Raw genomic sequence first — 19509 nt, forward strand, 5'->3', positions numbered from 1 at the left:
TGGTGAGCATCGGCAATGCGGTTAACATCCGATGCGAAGGCCGCAACTTGCGAGTGGTAGCTTGGTTTCATGATCTTGTGCAGGGCGCGCCTCTGCATGGTTTCGTTTGGGAGGACATGTGAAGCAGCTGATAAGCGACTATGGTTGGCAGTTCATTGCGAGTTATGGCGTCTCATTGCGCATCTCGTGCATAGCCTTCGTGCTGGGTCTGCTGCTTGGTACGGTGCTTACGATTGGTCGAATCAGCCCGATTCCGCCTCTGAGAGAGGCGATCAACGTCTATGTCGAGACATTCAGGAACATACCTGTTCTGGCGCTTTTGGTGTTCATCGTCTATGCCTTGCCCGACCTGGGCCTGGTCATCGACTATGAGCCTTGCGTCATCATTTCTTTGATTCTGGTCTCGTCCGCGTTCACCTGCGACAATCTGCGCACGGGCATCAATACGATAGACGCCGAGCAGATTCAGGCTGCCCGTGCATTGGGATTGAACTTCAGCACCATCGTGATGTCGATCATACTTCCACAGGCTCTGACTGCAGTGATACAGCCGATGGTCACCCTGTTCATCTCTGTGGTCATCAGCTCTTCAACGGGTTCCCTCGTGCCGCTGGCACACGAGGAATTGACCGGTCTGGTCACCGAGATCAACAACAAGGAGGCGATGGGAGTCGTGACCTTCCTTGTGGCATCGATCCTCTATGTGCTGACTGGGCTGATTATCGCATTCATAGGCCGCAGGCTTGAGAGGAGGTACGCAACATGGCGATGAGCAGGACGGAAGCGGCTCTCTTCGAGGCGAGTGGCCCCAAGGCACGCCGCAGAATCATGATAGGGACGACCATCAGCGTCATTGCGCTGCTCGCCCTTGCCGCCTGGGTTGTGTACCGCTTCTATATCGAAGGTCAGCTTGAGCCGCAGTATTGGTATTTCTTCACGCAGCTCAATGTATGGGAATTCATAGGCGCCGGCCTCGTAGGAACGATTCGGGCCGCAATCGGTTCAGGTGCCATCGCGCTCATCATGGGTCTGGTGCTGATGTTTGGCAGGAACTCCAAGATCGCACCCGTACGTTGGCTCGCAACGACGCTTATCGAGTTTCTTCGCGGCACACCGACGCTGCTGTTCATATATTTCATGTTCCTTGTTCCATCGCAGTTGGGGCTGCATATCAGCACATATTGGATGGTCGTCATTCCAACGTCTGCATATGCCTCCGCCGTGCTTGCCGAGGTGTATCGCGCAGGCGTTGCTGCCGTGCCTTTCGGTCAGAAGGAGGCTGGTCTGTCGCTTGGCTTCACCCGCGCACAGAACTTCCGATACATCGTCCTTCCTCAGACGATGCGAATCGTGACTCCCGCATTGGTGGCACAGCTTGTCGTCGTGGTGAAGGACACCACCTTCGGCTATGTCGTCACCTATCCTGAGCTCATGGTCAACGCGAAGGTGATCATCGCGAACTTCGATTCGCTCGTTCCGGTCTACCTTGTGGTCGCCATCATCTATATCCTGGTGAATTACGCCATTTCAAAGTTCGCTAACTGGCTTTCCCACCGCCAGAGCGTCAAATTCAACATCTGAGCGAACGGGCATTCAAGTTTTTGGCACTTGTCCAAGTATAAAGACGGTTTTTCCGCGGTATCACGTTCCATATTGCAACGATTATTCGTGCAGATACCTTGACAAGTGCCAAAAACTTGAACGCCCGCCGAGCTTTACCCTTTTCCCGCCGTCGTTGACGGGTCGAGTGCGCCTCCACGGCTGAAGTGAGGCTGCACCGCTATGATGGTGTGTGGTTGTCGAAGAGTTTGCGACAGAGGTTTCCTCGCCGAATATCGATTCCGACTGAAAGGGTAGTTGAGAGTATGGGGTTCTCCAAAATAGTGAAGTCGATGGCTCTGTTGGGCGCCGCCTCCGGCGCAGCGGTCTGGGCATTGCTGCCACGCAACGCACAGGGACGAAAAGACGCATGTGTGTCTTCAATACCTGGTTCCTTCGGTTCCGGTTCCCAATATCGTGACGACGATGTCATTCCTGATGTTCCCTACGCTCATCGCGGTCTGCACGATGCAGGTTCGGGACTGACTGATGCATATGCATCGACCAGCAGCGAATATGTTGCCTTGGCGAGGGCCATGGCGGCGAAGGCTGGATACGGCAGCCTGCAGTCCCGCTGCCCGATTGCGCCAGAGAACTCACTCGCCGCGTTTGCCGCTGCATGCGAGGCTGGCTATGGCATCGAACTTGACCTGCAACTGACCCGTGATGGCCAGGTGGTCGTCGTGCACGACGACAATATCAAGCGTGTGACCGGCATCGATGCGAAGGTGGCCGATCTGACGTATCAGGAATTATGCGAGATCCCGCTTTTCCCCACGCCGGCGGTTCCCGGCGATGCCAAGGCCCGGCCGTCTGATTCCGATGCTGCGATAAAGGATGAGCCCAATGGCATCAAGCCAGGTGAATTCCAGCATGTCCCGCTGTTCACCGATGTGCTCGAAGTCATTGCCGGCAGAGTGCCGATCATCGTTGAATACAAGATGGGAGAGACCTTCGATGAGCCATTGATGGAGGCTGGACACGAGATTCTTGAGGAATATAGAGGACCTTATGTCATTGAGTCATTCCATCCGGATGCGGTTGCCTGGTACCGCAACAACGATCCTCAAGTCTGCCGTGGACAGCTTTCGAGTGAGTTGGGTCGGCCGATCAGGACTCTGATCGACGGACAGCAGTGGCTGCTCGCAAAGCTGCTGCTGAACTGGAAGGGTCGGCCAGACTTCATCGCCTATGACTGGCATGGGGGTGACTCATTGCAGCTCAAGGCCTCGGTGAAGCTTGGAGCCATTCCGGTGTCATGGACGGTTCGCAGCAAGCATGAGTTGCAGGCATCGGCTCCGCATTTCGATAGATACATATTCGAGGCCTTCGTTCCTGAGCAATAGGTCTCTCAGCGGGAGTCGTCGAGGAGGCGTTTGCGGGAGCTGAGACAAAGACGGCATTGACTTTCCAAAATGGGCGGGCTGCTCTCAGGAATCGCCTGAGAGCAGCCCGCTCACTCCGACTGTCGTCTTGATCAGTCGATCACACCGTACAGTCTGTCACCGGCGTCGCCCAGGCCTGGCACGATGTATGCCTTGTCGTTCAGCTTCTCGTCAACCGCACAGACGACGACCTTGAAATCGATCGAAGGGTCGATATCGCGCTTCAGACGCTCAAGACCTTCAGGGGCGGCGAGGATGTTGATGGCAGTGACGTCCTTCGCACCGTGCTCGGCAAGATAATGCGTCGCCGCGACGAGTGTGCCGCCTGTGGCAAGCATCGGATCGAGAAGGAAGCACTGACGTCCCGAAAGGTCGTCTGGCAGACGATTCGCATAGGTGATGATGTCGAGTGTGCTTTCGTCCCGTTTCATGCCGAGAAAGCCTACTTCGGCGGTTGGCAGAAGACGTGTCATGCCATCGAGCATGCCCAGTCCTGCCCTGAGCACCGGCACGACCATGGGCCGTGGGGTGCTGAGTTTCTTGCCGACCATGGGAGCGACCGGCGTTTCGATGGGATATTCAGAGACACTCAGATTTCGTGTCGCCTCATAGGCTTCCAGCATGACGAGCTCACTTACGAGCTCACGGAAGGTGTTGGATGGTGTTTTCTTATTCCTCAGGACTGTGAGCTTATGCTCAATCAGAGGATGTTCTAGTACATGGAGTTCCATACCTCTAAGCCTAACCCTTCGGCAGTCAGAATCGCAGGTGGACGTTTGACATTGATGTGTTTCATCGGATTGTCCGCTGAAATTCCGAGTTTCTCGAAGTCGCGCACCCATTCGAGCAAGGGCATCTCGGAGGCGAATATGAGGAAACGCCGAACCGTGAAAGCGCCTGTCGGCGCAAACGCCGCTCGCAGCGGCAACAAATGGAGCCCGGGGCTTAAACACGGTTCGACGCGGATTTCATTGTACGGCATGATTTGTTGTCGTATGTTCATAAGCGCTCTGCGAAAGGCATCGCAAAGGCCCTTTCGCATGTTCCGCAGGGACGGGCGAGTCTGCGATGGGGCAGACGGTTCGTGGCGAATCGATGCGAAATGGGTGCCAAATCCCTAGGGTGAGCCGCCAGAGAGCTCGGTGACCTTGCCTATTCGAGACTGTCCTGACGCCACAGGTGGGCCCCATGAATGAAGTCGCGGCCTGTGGTGTGCAATGCCTGCGCGGAATGCAGCGAACGCGCCAGCTGTGTTGCCAGTGCCGACCTGGACGGCGAACCTATGGCATCGGCGCTCGCCTTTTGCCGCCGTCTGCATTGCGTGCGGATTCCCAGACTGATGACCTCGCAGAATGCACCCGCCCGCTCAAGCGCGACTGCGAAGTCGCCCTGGAATGCACCCGAAAGGATGGAATCGGCCGTATTGGCTATGTCGTTCGCTATCAGCGGCCTGTCAACGCCGACGATTGCCGATGCTGCTGTATCAACAGGTTCTCCCAAGGCCCATAGTTCACTGATGACGGCCGAATCGCGTCGCATCCAGCTTCGGAGCGTATAGAGTCGCCATAGGATGCCAGGAAGAGAGTCGGCGTCGGCATCGCTCCACAGCTCGGCGATGATGTCGATTCCCTCGCGATCCACGAGCGTGAGCACACGCTGCACGATTGCGGGATCCTGCGTCCGATGAACCCTGTTGAGCAGGGATGCAGCGGAGACATGGCTGATTTCGCTGACTTGCTGAGGGTCCATTCCCCCTGAGAGATGGTCGACGATGGCCTGATCGAGCTGTCCGGGGCGAGATGGCCGTTGCGAACCGGATGCAGAGAATCCTGAGCGTGATGCTCGAATGGAAGAGGAACCATAGCTTGATGAAGCTTTAGTAGACAATCGGAATCACTTTCTGTATGTCGATAACCCGCGGTCCGTCGCTTGTGTTCACCACGCTGAGCGCAACTCCATGCCCTGTGGGGATATATGGCGATTTCATGGGAAGGCGTTTCGCCAATGCGGTGCCTATGCACAATTCACGGACGAGGTTGAAGATACCACCCAGCAGCGGTCGGTGCGTGCATACGATGGAATTCTTCCGCAAGCGTATGGATTCGGCCAGAATCTCGTTCATTGAGTCAAGGGCGTCATGAGGCGCAATCTCGTAGCGTGATTCGGTGAGCCGCTCATCCTCGTGGATGTGCAGGTCTGACTGAAGCGCGAACGGTCGAATCGTGTCGATGCATCGCAACCATGGTGACGAAACCACGAAGGTGGGATCGAAGCATGCCAGTTCGCGGCCCAGCGCGTATGCGGCCGCTGCGCCTCGAGGCATCAGTGGACGGTCGCAATCCTTGCCGAGCCAGACCTTGCGCGATTCCGCCTTGCTGTGGCGCACGATGAAGACGATTCGAGAGCGTAGGGCGCCCTCCTGCACTCTGTCCGTGAATTCGTCGAGAACGTCTCTGTCGGTCGAGTGGGAAAGCATGTGCCGTGCCTCATGCGGGAACACCCACCGCACGCCATCGATCTCGTTGAGATCCGGCTCATGAACCGGGCCGAAGGTGAGCCTTCGACGCTGGCAATCCTGCTCTGGGAGCATGTGGGCAATCCAGAACGATACGCGCTTGTTGCCGGTGATGTTCCCCTTGCGGAGTTTTCCGCCCTCGCGATTCAGCGGATATTCAACCGTTCGCAGGAATGATTCCAGTGCGATGGGAATGCCGGTCTCCTCGCCGACCTCACGTACCGCAGCGTGGTATGAGGATTCATGCTCTTCGATCTTGCCTTTCGGCCAGCTCCAGTCATCGTATTTTGGACGGTGTACCACGCATAGCTCAATCCGACCCATCAGATCGTGCACCTGCTCGTCGCTCAACGGGAGTTTGCTGGCATCGTCAAGCGTTCGAGGCGTGCCATCGCGCCAGCGATAGACTATCGCACCAGCCGCTTCAGTCGTTTTGGACATTGATCATCGCTTTCCGGACCTGTCTTCCATCATGCTGCCGTCTGACGCGTCGGATGCCTTGCCCCTCGTTGATGGAAGTTGACGCAGACATCCGATGCAGTGGCAATAAATTGCGGTTAACGGAGCTGTGCCGTTAACCGCAATTTATTGCGTCAGTGGGTGACCCTCTTTATGCGCGTGTGCTTCTTGATGAGATATTCCTGACAGTCGACGAGCGGATTGCCCTGCTCGTCGCGCGAATGGCGAATATAGCTTCCGTCGCCCTTCATGTGCCATGATGCGGTGGTATCCGCCATCTGCAGATCGATGTATTTGATGAGCTCGTCGATTTCGTCGGGGGCAGTTATCCTCACCAGTGCCTCGACTCGACGGTCGAGATTCCTATGCATCAGATCGGCAGATCCGATCCAGACCTCCGGACCAGAAATCGGCCCTTCACCTATCTGCGGACCTTGAGAATTTGCAAATGCGAAGATTCGACTGTGCTCAAGGAATCGTCCGAGAATCGAACGCACGCGGATGTTGTCGCTCAGTCCTGGAACCTCCGGTTTCAGGGCGCAGATACCGCGCTCGACGATGTCGATCCTCACACCAGCCTGGCTTGCGCGATACAGCGCATCGATGCATTTCTCGTCTACCAGGGAATTCACCTTGATCTTGATCCATGCGTCCTTTCCCGCCTTGGCGGCGGCCTCTTCCCTCTGAATGCGTTCGATCAGTCCTGAGCGAACGGAACGTGGGGCGACCAGCAGTCGGTGGAAGCTTGACTTCGGCGCATACCCCGATAGCTGATTGAAGAGTCGCGTCAGATCCTGTCCGACGACCGGATCGCATGTCAGGAGGCCGAGATCGGTATAGAGCCGAGCTGTCTTCGGATTGTAGTTTCCGGTTCCGATATGGCAGTAGCGGCGCAGGCCATCGGCTTCCTGACGTACTACCAGCTGCAGCTTGCAGTGGGTCTTCAGCCCGACGATGCCATACACGACATGCACCCCTGCTCGTTCGAGCTTGCGAGCCCAGGCGATGTTCGCCTCCTCGTCAAAGCGCGCCTTGATTTCGACGAGCGCCAGAACCTGCTTTCCTGCATGGGCGGCGTCCACGAGCGCATCGATGATCGGAGAGTTGCCAGAGGTTCGGTACAGAGTCTGCTTGATTGCCAGAACCTGCGGATCGGCTGCGGCCTGAGCCAGGAATGCCTGAACCGAGGTTGAGAACGAGTCGTATGGATGATGGAGCATGATGTCATGCTCGCGGATCGCGGCGAAGATGTCCTGTGCGCGGCTTGATTCGACCTCTGCGATCTGACGGTTGGTGCTGGGAATGAAGGGCTGATATTTGAGATCCGCCCTGTCGATGGACTGCAGTTCGAAAAGCACCGTGAAATCGAGCGGCGCTGGGACCCGATACACCTCATCGTCGCTGACGCGCAGCTGGTTTGCGAGAAGCTGCGAGAGGAAGGGCGATGTGGTATCAGAGATCTCAAGGCGGATGGGAGGGCCGAATCGACGGCGCAGCAGCTCCTTCTCCATCGCATTCAGAAGATTCTCGGCATCGTCCTCCTCGACGTCGATGTCCTCGTTTCTGGTGACCCTGAACGAGCGGGCCTCCTTGATGACCATTCCAGGGAAGAGTGATTCGAGATGGGCGATCAGAAGATTTTCCATCGTGATGAAGCCATATCGTTCCTCTTGCCCTTCCTCGTCGGTAAGGTCATCGACCGCCACCAGCCGTGGCATGTTGTCGGGAATCTTGACGCGTGCGAAATGCGACTTGCCTGACGTCGGGTTCTCGACGATGACCGCGAGGTTCAATGAGTTGCCGGAAATGTATGGGAACGGGTGCGCTGGATCGACGGCCAGTGGCGTCAGGACAGGGAATACCTGCTGACGGAAGAAGCGTGAGAGGCGCTCCTGCTCGGTTGCGGTGAGCTGATTCCAACTCAGCAGAACGATATGCTGCTCGGCGAGCTCTGGAAGGATGTGGCTGATGACGTAATGGGCGTATTCGTCCTGAAGCTTGTGCGCCTGTTCGGAGATGGATCGCAGCTGCTGACGAGGGCTCAGACCGCTTGCCGCGGTGACCGCGATGCCAGTGGCAACGCGTCGTTTCAGACCGGCCACGCGAACCATGAAGAATTCGTCCAGGTTGCTGGCAAAGATGGCAGCGAAGTTGGCACGTTCAAGCATCGGCTGGGTGTCGTCCTGAGCGAGTTCGAACACGCGCTTGTTGAATTTCAGCCAACTGATCTCGCGGTCGAAGAAGCGATCGTCGGGCAAGGGCTCTGCTCCCTCATCCGGATTGGTTTTTCGCAACGAGCGTTCGGATTCTGCAATATGTTCCGCAATCTGGCTGCGGAGCACTGATTTCGAGGGTGCGTCAAATATCTGGGCCATGCCACCATCGTAGTTGATGGCTTGAGCAGCGTGGTGTCGAAGTCGTAATAATTCAAGTGGAATTCATGGAAATCTCAGGAATTTCAGGCAATCCATGCATGGCCGCGCCGTTTTTCTCCCAATCCGTCAGTCACACTCAGCCATGCAGCACAGTCACACCGCATGGATGGGGTGCGAAATGCGTGCGATGATACCGTGCGTCGTGTGGGCTCTGTGCCGCGTGGTGGCCAGGATCGGGCATCCTGCACATACCAATGAATCCGGATCGGGCCTGCAGAATTGCGAACCACACCTGCCATTGCCGAATCGAAGGATTGTCAGCTCGCCGTTCCTTTCGGAACGCTCGATGACCATGTCGACCAGGTCGAGGGGCTGATGAAGCATCTGAGCAGCCTGACGCGGGGTGGCGCCCGATTGGATCGCGCTGAGAATCCGGTCTTTGACGGAGCCTCGATTCTCCGATGTCTCATCGCGATCATGTGATGAGACGCGATTGGACACGTGGAGCGGATTGGTCAGATGCCCGGACCCATGCGTCTTCAGGGCGCTGCCGGTTTTGCGGAAGTGGTTCATAGCAGCCGTCCCAGTTGAAATACGACGACCGCGAGAACATAGGCAATGATCAGTCCCATGGCCACGGACTGCGCCGCTGCCCGTGTGCCGAACTGGCGTTTCATCTCGGCGATGGTGGCCAGGCATGGCGTATACGCCAGAACGAAGATCATGAAGGCAGCCCCGGCTGCCGCGGCATGGCCTCCGCTCGATTGTTCGAAGCTCTCGCGCACGGCTGTGCCGAGCGCCCCACGGCCTTGCGCGCTTTCCGAGACGTTGCCGGAATCGTCGATCGAATAGCTCTGGGACATTGACCCGACGACGACTTCCTTTGCGACGAATCCGGTGATAAGGGCCGCCGAAGCGTGCATGTCCCCGAATCCTGCCGGATTGAAAAGAGCGGCGGTCCTGGAGGCGACGACCCCGTAGACGGAATGCTCGACCGAGTCGACATGGCCGAAGCTGTTGGTCCCAGCGATGCCGGCGCTCACAGGAATGGCGGCCAGAAGCCACATGACGATCGTGGCCGAGATGATGATGGTGCTTGCTCCTGTGATGAAGGCCCAGAGACGCAAGCATACCGACTTTGCCAGCCGGAGAGGCTTCGGAAGCTGGTATGGCGGCAGTTCCATCGCGAAGGGCTGCGCCTGCATATTGCCGAACTGGGTCTTTCTGAGCGCGAAGCCAGCGGTCAGGATGATGACGATCGAGGCGACATACATGAGGAAGATTGCAAGTCCCGCATAATTGCCGAAGAAGGCATAGGCCAGAACGACGAAAACGCTCAGCCTTGCAGAGCATGAGGTGAAGGGTATGAGCAATCCCGTCAGCAGACGCTGCCTTGAATCGGGAAGCGTGCGAGTAGATGCCAGAGCCGGCAGGTTGCATCCGAATCCGACTACCAATGGCAGGAATGCGCGTCCGTCAAGTCCGACGATGCGCATGGCCTTGTCCATGACGAATGCGGCTCTCGAAAGATATCCCGAATCTTCGAGCAGCGAGAGAATCATGAACATGATTCCCATCGGAGGGACGAAGGTCAGGACGGTGACCGCGCCATTGAGCACGCCGTTTATCACCAGGTCATGGAACCATCCTTGAAGTGCCTGCGAACCCAGAGATACGTTGAAGACCCAGTCGATTGCATCCGTAAGCCACTGCCTCAACGTGACGTCGACGAAATCTATGCAGGGGTTGGCGAGTGTGGTGATCGATTCGAATACGAGATACATGACAGCCAGAAACACGGCAATTCCTGATACCGGGTGCAGCAGTATGCGGTCTATCCTGTCGGACATCGTGACCCTGTCAGACGAGGGATTCTGCCGTGCCAGATCATGCATGATGTCGGCGACCCAGTCGAATCGCTCGTCCGCTGTCTCCTCGACCCAGGCGGAGACTTCCTTCTGGCCTGCCTGTGCATCTGGAACCGCGCGGACGCCTGTGGCGCGTCTTTTCTTGCCCTGCGTTCGCCGGTGTCCGTTCGGACTCGGTGTCGATGGTGTGGATAGCGCCGACTTGATTGCCTTCAGGAGGCTGGTCCTTCCCTCCGAAGTCCGGCCATCGACGCCGACAAATTCGAGATCGGGGAGTGCCATTCGCAATCCGTCCAAGGTCACAGGAGAGCCTTGCCTCTTCGCAAGATCAAGCATCGTGACGGCGACGACTATCGGACGGCCCAGATCGATGAGCTGGCTGAGAAGATACAGCGATCTTGATGGCGACAGGGCATTGATGAAGGCTACGATCACGTCGGGAACCGCGTTTGCCTCTATTCCCATTGCCGCCTCGCATGCGACCTGCTCGTCCGGACTGATCGCCTCCAATGATGATGTTCCAGGAGTGTCGACCAGGGTCCACTCCTCTCCGAGATGTCGCAGATGGGCGGTCTCGATCATCACCGTGGTCCCTGGGGCGTTCATGACCTTTGCGTTGCCGCCCGCAAGAGCATTGAACATGGTGGATTTGCCGACGTTCGGATTTCCGACAAGCACGACATGCGGTTCCCCCGTCCTCCGAGGTGCGCTGCCATTGCTGGCAGCGTCGGAAGCGCAGGTGCACCGCGAAGCATGCCATTCATGGATGCGTTGCGTTGTCATGATGATTTCCTCAGGTGTGTGGCTTGTCGACGTCTCTTTGGATTGCAGTCGCTCACCGGGCTCGGCAAGCTCGCTGCACCATGTTCTGAATGAATGAATGATTGATTGAATCCTAGAAATGCCATAATGTCATTGCACTCCCAGACCCTCATGCGACCGGTGAGCAGCCGCTAGCTGGGACGAACAAGGATGTGCGTCGCCGTCGATCCGTCCACGGCGATTCGATCAAACCCATGTGACACGACGCGGCCTCCGAAGTTGGTCTTCTGAATGACCGTGATTCGCTCGTGCTCTCGGAACCCGAGCTCCTTCAGGCGAAAACGATAGTGCTCCGCGAGGTCGATCGCGCAGATTTCAATTTCCATGCCGAGTGGGCAGGTGCGCAATGTTTGGGTCATGCATTCGACAGTACTGTCATCATACGGTGTTTGTAAAGGTCTGCCCTTGCGCCATGAACGGCCGCTGGGAGTTGCGTTCGATCACGAGGTCCGCCACGGTCAGATCTGCCGTGCTGAGCGCATTCTCGAGAAGCATGTGCGCGACATCCTTCGGATTCATGAAGCTGCGCTGTTTCTCGATGTCGACGTAATCCCTGCTGTCCGTATAGAAGTCGGTGTCGATGCCGCCCGGATAGAATCCCATGACTTTCACGCTGCTTCCCTTATATGCCGCCTTGAGACTTTCGGTATATCCGCGTTCCCCCCATTTTGCGGCGCAATAGACGGATTCATGGGGATTGCCCCGCAATGCGGCTGAGGACATCACGTTGACTATCTTGACGTCGCGTTCATGCGTGGCCTTCAGGATGGCGGTGGTCCAGGCGATCATGCCGCGAAGTCCTGTCAGGCAGCGTTCGACGTCCGCCGACGAGTAGTCTGTCGGAGACTTGAACGATGGCTGGCCGGCATTGTTGATCAGCAGGGAAACATGTCCGATTGCTTCGATCGCCGCCACTGACGAAAGCGTGAAATGGTCATCTGAGACATCTCCGACGAATCCGTGGTATCGGGAACCCAGAGAGGATGCCAGCGAAGCCATCGCCGTGGCGTTGAAGTCGATGCCGCAGACGGTAAAGCCCCGTGCTATGAGCTCCTGCACCATTTCCAGTCCAAGACCCGCCGCTGCGCCGGTGACCACCGCAATGGGTGCCGAATGATGTTCCATGGGATCCCTTTCGCCCTTGACGTGAAGCCCATCTGTGGCTGCGGTCCGACCGCATCCCTTGAGCGTTCAGACAAGTCTATATGAGCGCTTTCATGGACTCGCCATGTCTGCGATCGGAAGCCCTATGTTTCCTGGATTCGCATGGGTCAGAGAAAGGCGCCCACCATGTCTTGGCTGTTCGGGTCGCTGCTGATCGCGCTTGCCGATATGCTTCGAAGGATGTCCGCCAGCGTGACCTGCCTCATCGCATCCTCCGCGGCTTGCTGCAATCGAGCATATTCCTTTTCCAGAGCCTGCTGGATGTTTGCCCCAATGATGCAGCGTGGGTTGGTGTGCTCGTCGACTTCGATGAGCTTGGCCCCTCCCTGGATGCTGGTGAAGACGTCATGCAGGGTGATCTCTTCGATAGGTCTGCTCAGCGTCGGTCTCGCCTGACCGTTGACGGTGTGGATGAGATCGCTCTGTCGCAGTTTCCCCATGATCTTGCGAACATTGGTGGGATTGGTCTCTATGCTTGCGGCAAGCGCGTCGCTCGTGATCGCTTCGGTCGGGGAGAAGACGGCGATGTATGCGAGGATGTGCACCGCATCGCTGAGCTGTGTCGAATACCTCATGTCGGTTCTCCTTCTTGCCGTATCTGGTCGATGCCGATGTGGCAGGCAGCATTTCAGCATCATCGGACTTGACGCACCAGCGATTATTATATATTCTCAAGCTGTACATTATAAATATACAGCAAGTGGTTGATGACATGTGTGCATCGATCCCTGCATGAGCTTGGTCACCTTGGACTTGGTCACCGTGGTTTCGGTCACCGTGGTTTCGGCCACTGTGGTTTTGAGGACCTGGTTTTCTGGACTTGCGCCTCTCCCTCTGCGATGCAGGGGTGTGAAGCTTCGCAGGTTCTTCGGTGCTGTGCAGCGGGATCGTCCTGTCTCAACGGCGAAAGGAATGAACAATGACATATTTGGTGACTGGTGCGACCGGTGGTCTGGGTGGATATGTGCTTGGATATCTCAGGAATCTGGTGCCATCCTCGCAGATCGTCGCGTTGGCTCGCAGCCGAAGCAAGGCTGCGGATCTTGAGAAAGACGGCATCGCCGTTCGCGTGGGGGATTATTCCGATGCCGCATCGCTGAGAAAGGCCTTCGAAGGTGTCGACCGCATGCTGTTCATTTCGGGTGCGCCTGGCAACCGCGAGGCGGAACATGCCAACGTCGTCGATGCGGCGAAGGCCGAGGGTGTCTCCTTCATCGCATACACGAGTTTTGCGAATGCGGGCAATGTAGACAACATGCTCTCCTCCGATCACCAATTCACGGAGGACCTGATCGAACGCTCGGGTATCGCGCACACCTTCCTTCGGAACAACTGGTATCTCGAGAACGAGGAGACGCTGCTGAGGCTTGCGCTTGAATCCGGTGAACTTGACTTCTCTGCTGGCGACGCAACCGTTGGCTGGGCCTTGAAGCGCGAATATGCCGAAGCGGCGGCTCAGGTTTTGGCGGGGCTCAAGGCCAGTCCGAGCATACTTGAGCTCTCTGGTCCGGCGCATACGTATCGCCAGCTGGCTCAGGCCCTGTCGCGGGCATCGGGCAAGTCGATCGAGGCGCGCGATCTCGATGGGACCCATTTCGTGCAGGCCATGGGAGCAGCCGGAATCCCCGAGGCTGGCGCGAAGGGAATTCTTGGCATACAGGAGCTCATCAAGGCGGGTGATCTTGAGTTGCAATCCCAGGATTTCGAAGCCGTTCTCGGTCATTCACTGACAGCATTTGACGAAGCGGTGAAAGAGGTGCTGCACCTATAGTTCGCGTCTGAGATGCACTTGCCGCGGCCTGTGCCGAACGTCCGCCTGCCGGGATGGTGCCGTCGAGGACCATGGGACCGGAGCCCTACCGATGGGTAGATGCGATGCAGTCGGTCGTGGCATGCCATGAATCAGAACGGTGCATAAATAAAAGGGAAGCCCCCTTTCGGGGGCTTCCCTGCAAGTTCAACATAGGCAGAATCTCTGCACAACATCCTTGTCGTAACGGTAAGTCCATCCAATGCCCGTCCAACATAATAGTCCTCGTGACCATATACCTTTGTGGGCTTCTGCTCTTCTGTTTTCCTTGCAATTACTATTATGCTCATTCTGCGCCACGTTTCAACCTGGAATGGGAGCATATTTGACATTGTGATGTTTTTTTGTTTTTTGTTATCAGAAGTGAGTTGCAAAGGCATTTTTGTCGCTTGATGTGCCCTATCCTGATTCGAATGTGCGGTTCTGTGCGCTACCGAAAGAACGCGGCTTCTTCGGCGTGTCGCGTTCGGGATTTCACATTCGACCACATTGCCGAACATGGCTTGAATGCTGCGACGAAGCGGATTTCAATGGCAGCATGACCATGGAAAAAACATCGTTGGCGACACCGTCGCCGAACATGCATTTGGGGATGGATCGCATTGTGCTGTTCACTGCCCCAAGCGGCGGAACAGGGCTTACGACCCTCGCTTCCATGTTCGCTCTGCGTACCAGCGCCGCAGGTGCGAAAACGGCGCTGGTCGACTTGAATGTCCATTCTGGCGGCATGGATGTCACACTCGGCATCGAAGGCGAGCCCGGACTTCGGATGAGCGGGATCTCCGCACCTCTCGGACGCCTTTCCGGCGCGGCCTTGGATGCGGAGCTTCCGCATTGGGAGGGAATCTCCGTATTGGCTGCGGATCCCTGGAACAACGCGATTCCAAAGGTCTGGGAGATCAGAGCCGCAATCGAGGCCTTGGCGCAGACCCATGACGTTGTCGTCCTGGATTCCGGACAGGCGATTGAGTTGGAGGAATACGGCCTTTCCGATCAGATGCGTGCCGTCATGCTTGTCGAGATGTCAGTGCTCGGCATGGCGCGTGCGAAGAGCCATGTCACGAGAGTGACCAGACAGGTGAAGCACGCGGACATGCAGGTCGTCGGCATCCATCCACGCATGGCATGCAGCCAATCGGTGCGTATGCATGAGGCCGATGCGAGGGCATATCTGCAGCTGCCTGTGATCGGTTCGATCATGCCAAGAAGAGCCTTGGGACTGTCGATAGTTCAGGGCCTTGGAATTCCAGGGATACCCAGGTCATACCGGCATCTCTTCGACAGGCTCGTTCATGATGTCCTGTCATTTGCAAGCGCTCCGTCACCCGTTTCCCGACGTCGACATGTCACAAGAAGCTGAGTGAGCGATGCTGATAGCGACGAAAGACCCTTCACCGATGGCGAGAGGCGGAAACGAGGTCGGTCTTAATGCGATTTCATTCGGGCCATTGCGAGAATTCGCGAACGACGTCAGAGTGACGGATCTGGCGATCACGTCCGACGGACGCGTGTGGACTGACACTGGCGAGGGCATGAGAGAGCGAAGCAGACCTCAATGGCTGCGCTCGCCGCATGTGGTGCGCGAATTCGCCGTGCAGCTCTGCGCCCAATTCGGCAAGAGGCTTGATGATTCATGCCCGATTGCGGACGCCTCGACCTATGACGGATTGCGAATAAATGCGGTCATCGCACCCTTGGTTCCTGGTGGAGCCTCGATTTCGATCCGTTTCCCAGACAGAGTCCAGGCCTCGCTTGCCTCCTTGCGCGACGAAGGAATGATTGTCGGGGAATGGGTTCCGCTCCTGAGAAATCTTGCTCGAAGACGGGCGAACATGCTGATTGCCGGTGGAACCGGCACTGGGAAGACCACACTGCTGAAGGCTCTGCTCAGGGAATGCCCGGAAGGCGAAAGAATCGTGACGGTGGAGGAGACGCGGGAACTTGGTGACATCGGACGCCTGAACCATGTTGCGATGGCAACGCGTGACGCGAATGTCGAGGGAACGGGCGCTGTCTCCTTGAACGCGCTGTTGCGTGCCACGCTGCGGATGCGCCCAGATCGTGTGATTCTGGGGGAATGCAGGGGCAGTGAGCTCGCTGACCTATTGATGGCTCTCAATTCCGGGCACCGTGGTGGCATGACCACCCTGCATGCAGACAGCGTCGAGCGTGTGCCAGCTCGTCTGCTTTCGTTGGGATTGCTGTCAGGACTGACCGAACGAAGCTTGAATATGCTCACGATGGGAGCGTTTGATTTCGTCCTTCACCTGGTGAGGCACCAAGGCCGACGTCGTCTGGCTCAGATCGGAAGGCTGGAATCATTCTCCGGCAGTGGCATCGCAGGTAGGAGCCTTGCGATCTGGGATGGATTCAATCCCGTTCAGCGATCTTCCTCGTGGTCGCATGTGATGTCGCGGTGGAACGATGAAAGTCTGGATTTCGCTTCGCTTACCTCCGAGATTCCCATGGTCAGGTACGAGGCGAGTGATGTGGCGCAGGCATCGACTCAATCCGTCGGTCATCCCGGCGTCTGGCCGACATGCCAGAGAGAGGATGCCGAACATTCATCACAAAGGCAGCCCATCGCAGGCGGGTGGAGTCATGCCAAGCCATAGCCTGGTGCGAGCCGTCATGCTCATCATGGGATCGTTCGCGTGCGCCTCGTCCCTGTGGTGGGTGTGCGCTTCAGTGCCTGGACTGCTTCTCAATGCAAGGTTGAGATCGATGAGTCGGGTCTGTGAGGGTTCGGCATCGTCCGCGCGGCCCGAAGCGGAAGGTCTGGATTATGCCCATCCGCCCAGGGTCGGCAGCCGCCCGATGGGAACCGCGGCACTTGTGGCATCGTTGGCGTCGCTTATGCGCAACGGCTCTGATGTCGTCGCCGCATTCGAGGAACTTGCAGGACGTCGGTTTGCGACAGGGAACTTGACCTTCCATCGCGCATATGCCCTTGTCAAGGATTCCTGCCGTGGCGATGTCCAGGACGGTGAGGCGACCAGCGCCGCTCACCATCTGCTTGCAGCCTATAGACTCAGTGCCCGGTCCGGGTGTGAGATGGTGAGATGCCTTGATGCGGTCGGTGCTTCGCTGAGCAGGTCGAATCATCTGGAAGAGCTGCGGCGTCAGGCGCTTTCGATGCCCATGGCAACCATACGGCTGCTGTCCTGGCTACCGGTGGTGTCGATGGGCTTGGGGGAGCTCATAGGTGCGAAGACCCTGCTGTTCCTGTTCACCACCCTTTCCGGAGCGGCTTGCCTCGCATCGGGGCTTGGGCTATACGGTGTGGGACTGCTCTGGACTCATGCTCTTACCCGGGGCTTGCGCTCGTCTGGGACAGTTGCGACGAAGGATGGGCATGGCGGGCGCAGCCCAATGCATGGCCCAGGCGCATCAGATGGATCTCCACCTCGGGCTTGCATTTTTGCCATTGGAGTTTCGCAGTGATGAGCGCACTGCTTGCAGCGGTTATGGCCTGCTGCCTGGCCTGGGTCTGTCTGCGTGGAAGCCGTCACGCGCAATATCGGCCGAAACGGATTGAGCTCCATGTTTCGCTGCCATTCATACTTGAAATGGTGACGGTCTGCGTGCGGCTGGGCGCTTCGATTCCGCGTGCTCTCGAAATGGTGGGAACGGCGCTTGAAGGCGAGTTCGGTGAGGGCCTGTGCGCCGTCTCGCAGGAGTTGCAGGCCGGAACTGCCTGGCATGAGGCGTGGATGCTGACCGGACATGCACCTTGCATGGATGGCACCGCCGATCAGCAGAGTGGCCGCGATGGCAGATACGCTTTCTACGCTTTTCGTGACAGTGGCGCATTGGGTTATCGGGGATTCACGGCACATTATGCACGGCTTGCCGAAGCTCTTGAACCCTCCTGGAGACACGGCGTCTCGCCCGTGCTCAGGATCGAGGCGGTAATCGAGCAGCTCGACAGAGATTATAGGCGCGACATCGAAGAGGCTGGTTCCCGTCTTGCCGTGAGGGTGCTGTTACCGGTCGGCCTGTGCTTCTTGCCGTCGTTCATCATGGTCGGTGTGATTCCATGCCTGGCAGCGTTTGCAAGCGATATGTTCTGAGAGTCTCATGCAAGGGCAAGCAATGGGTGAGGACTGTGACAGTGAGGGCTGTGACAGTGAAGACGGTGACGGTGAGAACTGTAGCGGGTGAAGCTTCGGTGGCTGCTTGTCAGATGCAGGCGAGGATGAAGCCGTCGCCGCTGAACGATATTCCACATTCGACCACATTGCCAGACTCCGGTTTCGTCATCGAGATGGCGTCTTCATAATGGGACGACCCCTATGCAAACCATTCGCTTCCAAGGAGCTCATCATGAAGGACAGAAAACCGGATTCATCGACTCCAATCCAATCACGGCCTGTGCGGGACATGGGCAGGCTTCATGGTCGACGGATCATGAATATGCTCATGAATGCGCTCATGAATATGCGAATGCGAGTCCTGCTTCAGATATGCAGGGCTCAGCGAAGCGTCCACATGCTCGCATCCCACCCTGAATCGGGCATGGCGACCGCGGAATACGCCGTGGTTCTGATTGCGGCAACCGGCTTTGCTGGATTGCTTGTGGCGATTCTCAAGTCAGGTGCGGTGAAATCCCTGCTGACCGAATTGGTTACCCGTGCGCTCAACGTGTAGCAGGCGCCAAAGATGGGTGTTTGTGGAATGGCGAAGGCACATGAGCAACCTCATTGCCGGTGGGCGAGGGACTGACTCGTGCGGCGACCGTGGCACCGTCACAGCGGAGTTCGCCATCCTGCTGCCCATCGTCATGGCGCTGGCCATGCTGGTTCTTGGGCTGACGCGGACGGTGATCGTTGGATTGAACTGTCAGGAAGCGGCGCGCACGGTTGCCCGCGAAATCGTGGTGGCCGGGGATTCAGCGCGCGCAGCCTCGCTCGTGCATGCCATGGCGGGTGGCTCGGCTACCGTCTCCCTCGCAGGCGATGCCGATGCCATAACCGTTTCGACGCAATGTCCAATAGTTCCTGACTCACTTGGAGTTCTGCCACTGCGGATGACGGGTCGTGCAGTCGCGTTTCGTCATGAAGGGAACTGACATGGGTCTGCCTCCTTACCTTCGAATCCGACATGCCCGAATCCGAATCGTTCTGCATCGCCATCTGATTCAGTCCACTGCTGGGCTGTGGGCAGGCAAGGATCGAGGTTCTGGAACGATGGCCGCTGTGGCGCTGACATGCTGCGTCGCCGTGGCATTGACGATAGGTCTTTTACTCGGTGCGGTATTGACTGCGCGGGCCCGCGCGAGAACTGCTGCCGACGCAGCCGCGCTCGCCGCTGCAAGTGCATGGCATGAGGGAGTGCCTGACCCATGCGAAGTGGCGCGGCAGACATCTGCTGCCAATGCTGCTGCAATCGTGGAATGCTCGGTGGCCGGTGACGATATCGTCGTCACCACACAGGTATCGATCCCGATGCCAATGATTCCTTCGGTAACATATGAGTCACGGGCAGGTCCTCGAGAATGTTGAGTGCTCGC

At 57.5% G+C, this 19509-nt stretch carries 19 protein-coding genes and 1 pseudogene; 11 read left to right on the forward strand and 9 right to left on the reverse strand.

All coding sequences use genetic code 11. The annotated features are described in order from the left end of the window. The first annotated feature begins 118 nt into the window (after positions 1-118). From QN062_RS07600 to QN062_RS07610, 3 genes are all read left to right on the forward strand, one after another. The gene (locus tag QN062_RS07600; RefSeq protein WP_369341221.1) at positions 119-772 is read left to right on the forward strand and encodes an amino acid ABC transporter permease; all 654 of its coding nucleotides are present in this window, start codon (positions 119-121) and stop codon (positions 770-772) included. Then, positions 763-1581 (forward strand): amino acid ABC transporter permease, encoded by an 819-nt coding sequence (locus tag QN062_RS07605; RefSeq protein ID WP_369341222.1) that lies wholly within the window; start codon positions 763-765, stop codon positions 1579-1581. Before QN062_RS07600 ends, QN062_RS07605 begins: the two co-directional genes overlap by 10 nt. Before the next feature lie 284 nt (positions 1582-1865). Further along, positions 1866-2945 carry a glycerophosphodiester phosphodiesterase family protein gene (locus tag QN062_RS07610; protein WP_369341223.1) on the forward strand — a complete coding sequence of 360 codons (1080 nt, stop codon included), beginning with the start codon at positions 1866-1868 and terminating at the stop codon, positions 2943-2945. Positions 2946-3076: 131 nt separating this feature from the next. Here QN062_RS07610 and upp read toward each other — a convergent pair whose 3' ends face one another. From upp to QN062_RS07655, 9 genes are all read right to left on the reverse strand, one after another. Continuing rightward, a complete protein-coding gene (upp, locus tag QN062_RS07615; protein ID WP_369341224.1) occupies positions 3077-3715 on the reverse strand; it encodes a uracil phosphoribosyltransferase in 639 nt (212 codons plus the stop codon). Positions 3716-4136: 421 nt separating this feature from the next. Next, complete coding sequence (locus QN062_RS07620; protein ID WP_369341225.1) at positions 4137-4871, reverse strand: thymidine phosphorylase; 735 nt, start codon at positions 4869-4871, stop codon at positions 4137-4139. Beyond that, positions 4861-5940 carry a histidine phosphatase family protein gene (locus tag QN062_RS07625; protein ID WP_369341226.1) on the reverse strand — a complete coding sequence of 360 codons (1080 nt, stop codon included), beginning with the start codon at positions 5938-5940 and terminating at the stop codon, positions 4861-4863. Before QN062_RS07625 ends, QN062_RS07620 begins: the two co-directional genes overlap by 11 nt. Positions 5941-6092: 152 nt before the next feature. After that, positions 6093-8333, reverse strand: coding sequence for an RNA degradosome polyphosphate kinase (locus tag QN062_RS07630; RefSeq protein WP_369341227.1), 2241 nt, complete (start codon positions 8331-8333; stop codon positions 6093-6095). Between the two features lie 153 nt (positions 8334-8486). Next, entirely contained in the window at positions 8487-8906 is a 420-nt protein-coding gene (locus tag QN062_RS07635; RefSeq protein WP_369341228.1) for a hypothetical protein, read from the reverse strand. Further along, positions 8903-10984: a ferrous iron transport protein B gene (gene feoB, locus QN062_RS07640; RefSeq protein WP_369341229.1), complete on the reverse strand. Its 2082-nt coding sequence runs from the start codon at positions 10982-10984 to the stop codon at positions 8903-8905. The genes QN062_RS07635 and feoB overlap by 4 nt, the downstream gene beginning before the upstream one ends. Positions 10985-11154: 170 nt before the next feature. Then, positions 11155-11382, reverse strand: coding sequence for a ferrous iron transport protein A (locus QN062_RS07645; protein ID WP_369341230.1), 228 nt, complete (start codon positions 11380-11382; stop codon positions 11155-11157). 19 nt (positions 11383-11401) lie between these two features. Continuing rightward, the gene (locus QN062_RS07650) at positions 11402-12148 is read right to left on the reverse strand and encodes an SDR family NAD(P)-dependent oxidoreductase (protein WP_369341231.1); all 747 of its coding nucleotides are present in this window, start codon (positions 12146-12148) and stop codon (positions 11402-11404) included. A gap of 146 nt (positions 12149-12294) precedes the next feature. After that, complete coding sequence (locus tag QN062_RS07655; RefSeq protein WP_369341232.1) at positions 12295-12762, reverse strand: Rrf2 family transcriptional regulator; 468 nt, start codon at positions 12760-12762, stop codon at positions 12295-12297. Between the two features lie 344 nt (positions 12763-13106). On the opposite strand from QN062_RS07655, the gene QN062_RS07660 reads away from it, so the two are divergent. The 8 genes and pseudogenes from QN062_RS07660 (at position 13107) to QN062_RS07695 (ending at position 19501) form a co-directional block, all read left to right on the forward strand. After that, positions 13107-13958 (forward strand): NAD(P)H-binding protein, encoded by an 852-nt coding sequence (locus tag QN062_RS07660; protein ID WP_369341233.1) that lies wholly within the window; start codon positions 13107-13109, stop codon positions 13956-13958. 577 nt (positions 13959-14535) lie between these two features. Next, a complete protein-coding gene (locus tag QN062_RS07665) occupies positions 14536-15357 on the forward strand; it encodes a hypothetical protein (RefSeq protein ID WP_369341234.1) in 822 nt (273 codons plus the stop codon). Positions 15358-15394: 37 nt separating this feature from the next. After that, positions 15395-16417: pseudogene (locus tag QN062_RS07670) on the forward strand (CpaF family protein); the annotation flags it as partial. Between the two features lie 181 nt (positions 16418-16598). Continuing rightward, complete coding sequence (locus tag QN062_RS07675; RefSeq protein ID WP_369341235.1) at positions 16599-17441, forward strand: hypothetical protein; 843 nt, start codon at positions 16599-16601, stop codon at positions 17439-17441. Continuing rightward, complete coding sequence (locus QN062_RS07680; RefSeq protein ID WP_369341236.1) at positions 17441-18070, forward strand: tadC protein; 630 nt, start codon at positions 17441-17443, stop codon at positions 18068-18070. The genes QN062_RS07675 and QN062_RS07680 overlap by 1 nt, the downstream gene beginning before the upstream one ends. A 253-nt stretch (positions 18071-18323) precedes the next feature. After that, the gene (locus QN062_RS07685; RefSeq protein WP_369341237.1) at positions 18324-18647 is read left to right on the forward strand and encodes a DUF4244 domain-containing protein; all 324 of its coding nucleotides are present in this window, start codon (positions 18324-18326) and stop codon (positions 18645-18647) included. 40 nt (positions 18648-18687) lie between these two features. Further along, entirely contained in the window at positions 18688-19068 is a 381-nt protein-coding gene (locus QN062_RS07690; RefSeq protein WP_369341238.1) for a TadE family type IV pilus minor pilin, read from the forward strand. Beyond that, complete coding sequence (locus QN062_RS07695; protein WP_369341239.1) at positions 19055-19501, forward strand: Rv3654c family TadE-like protein; 447 nt, start codon at positions 19055-19057, stop codon at positions 19499-19501. The genes QN062_RS07690 and QN062_RS07695 overlap by 14 nt, the downstream gene beginning before the upstream one ends. The last annotated feature ends 8 nt before the right edge of the window (positions 19502-19509 follow it).

The organism is Bifidobacterium sp. WK012_4_13, assembly GCF_041080835.1.
Classification (GTDB): domain Bacteria; phylum Actinomycetota; class Actinomycetes; order Actinomycetales; family Bifidobacteriaceae; genus Bombiscardovia; species Bombiscardovia fermentum.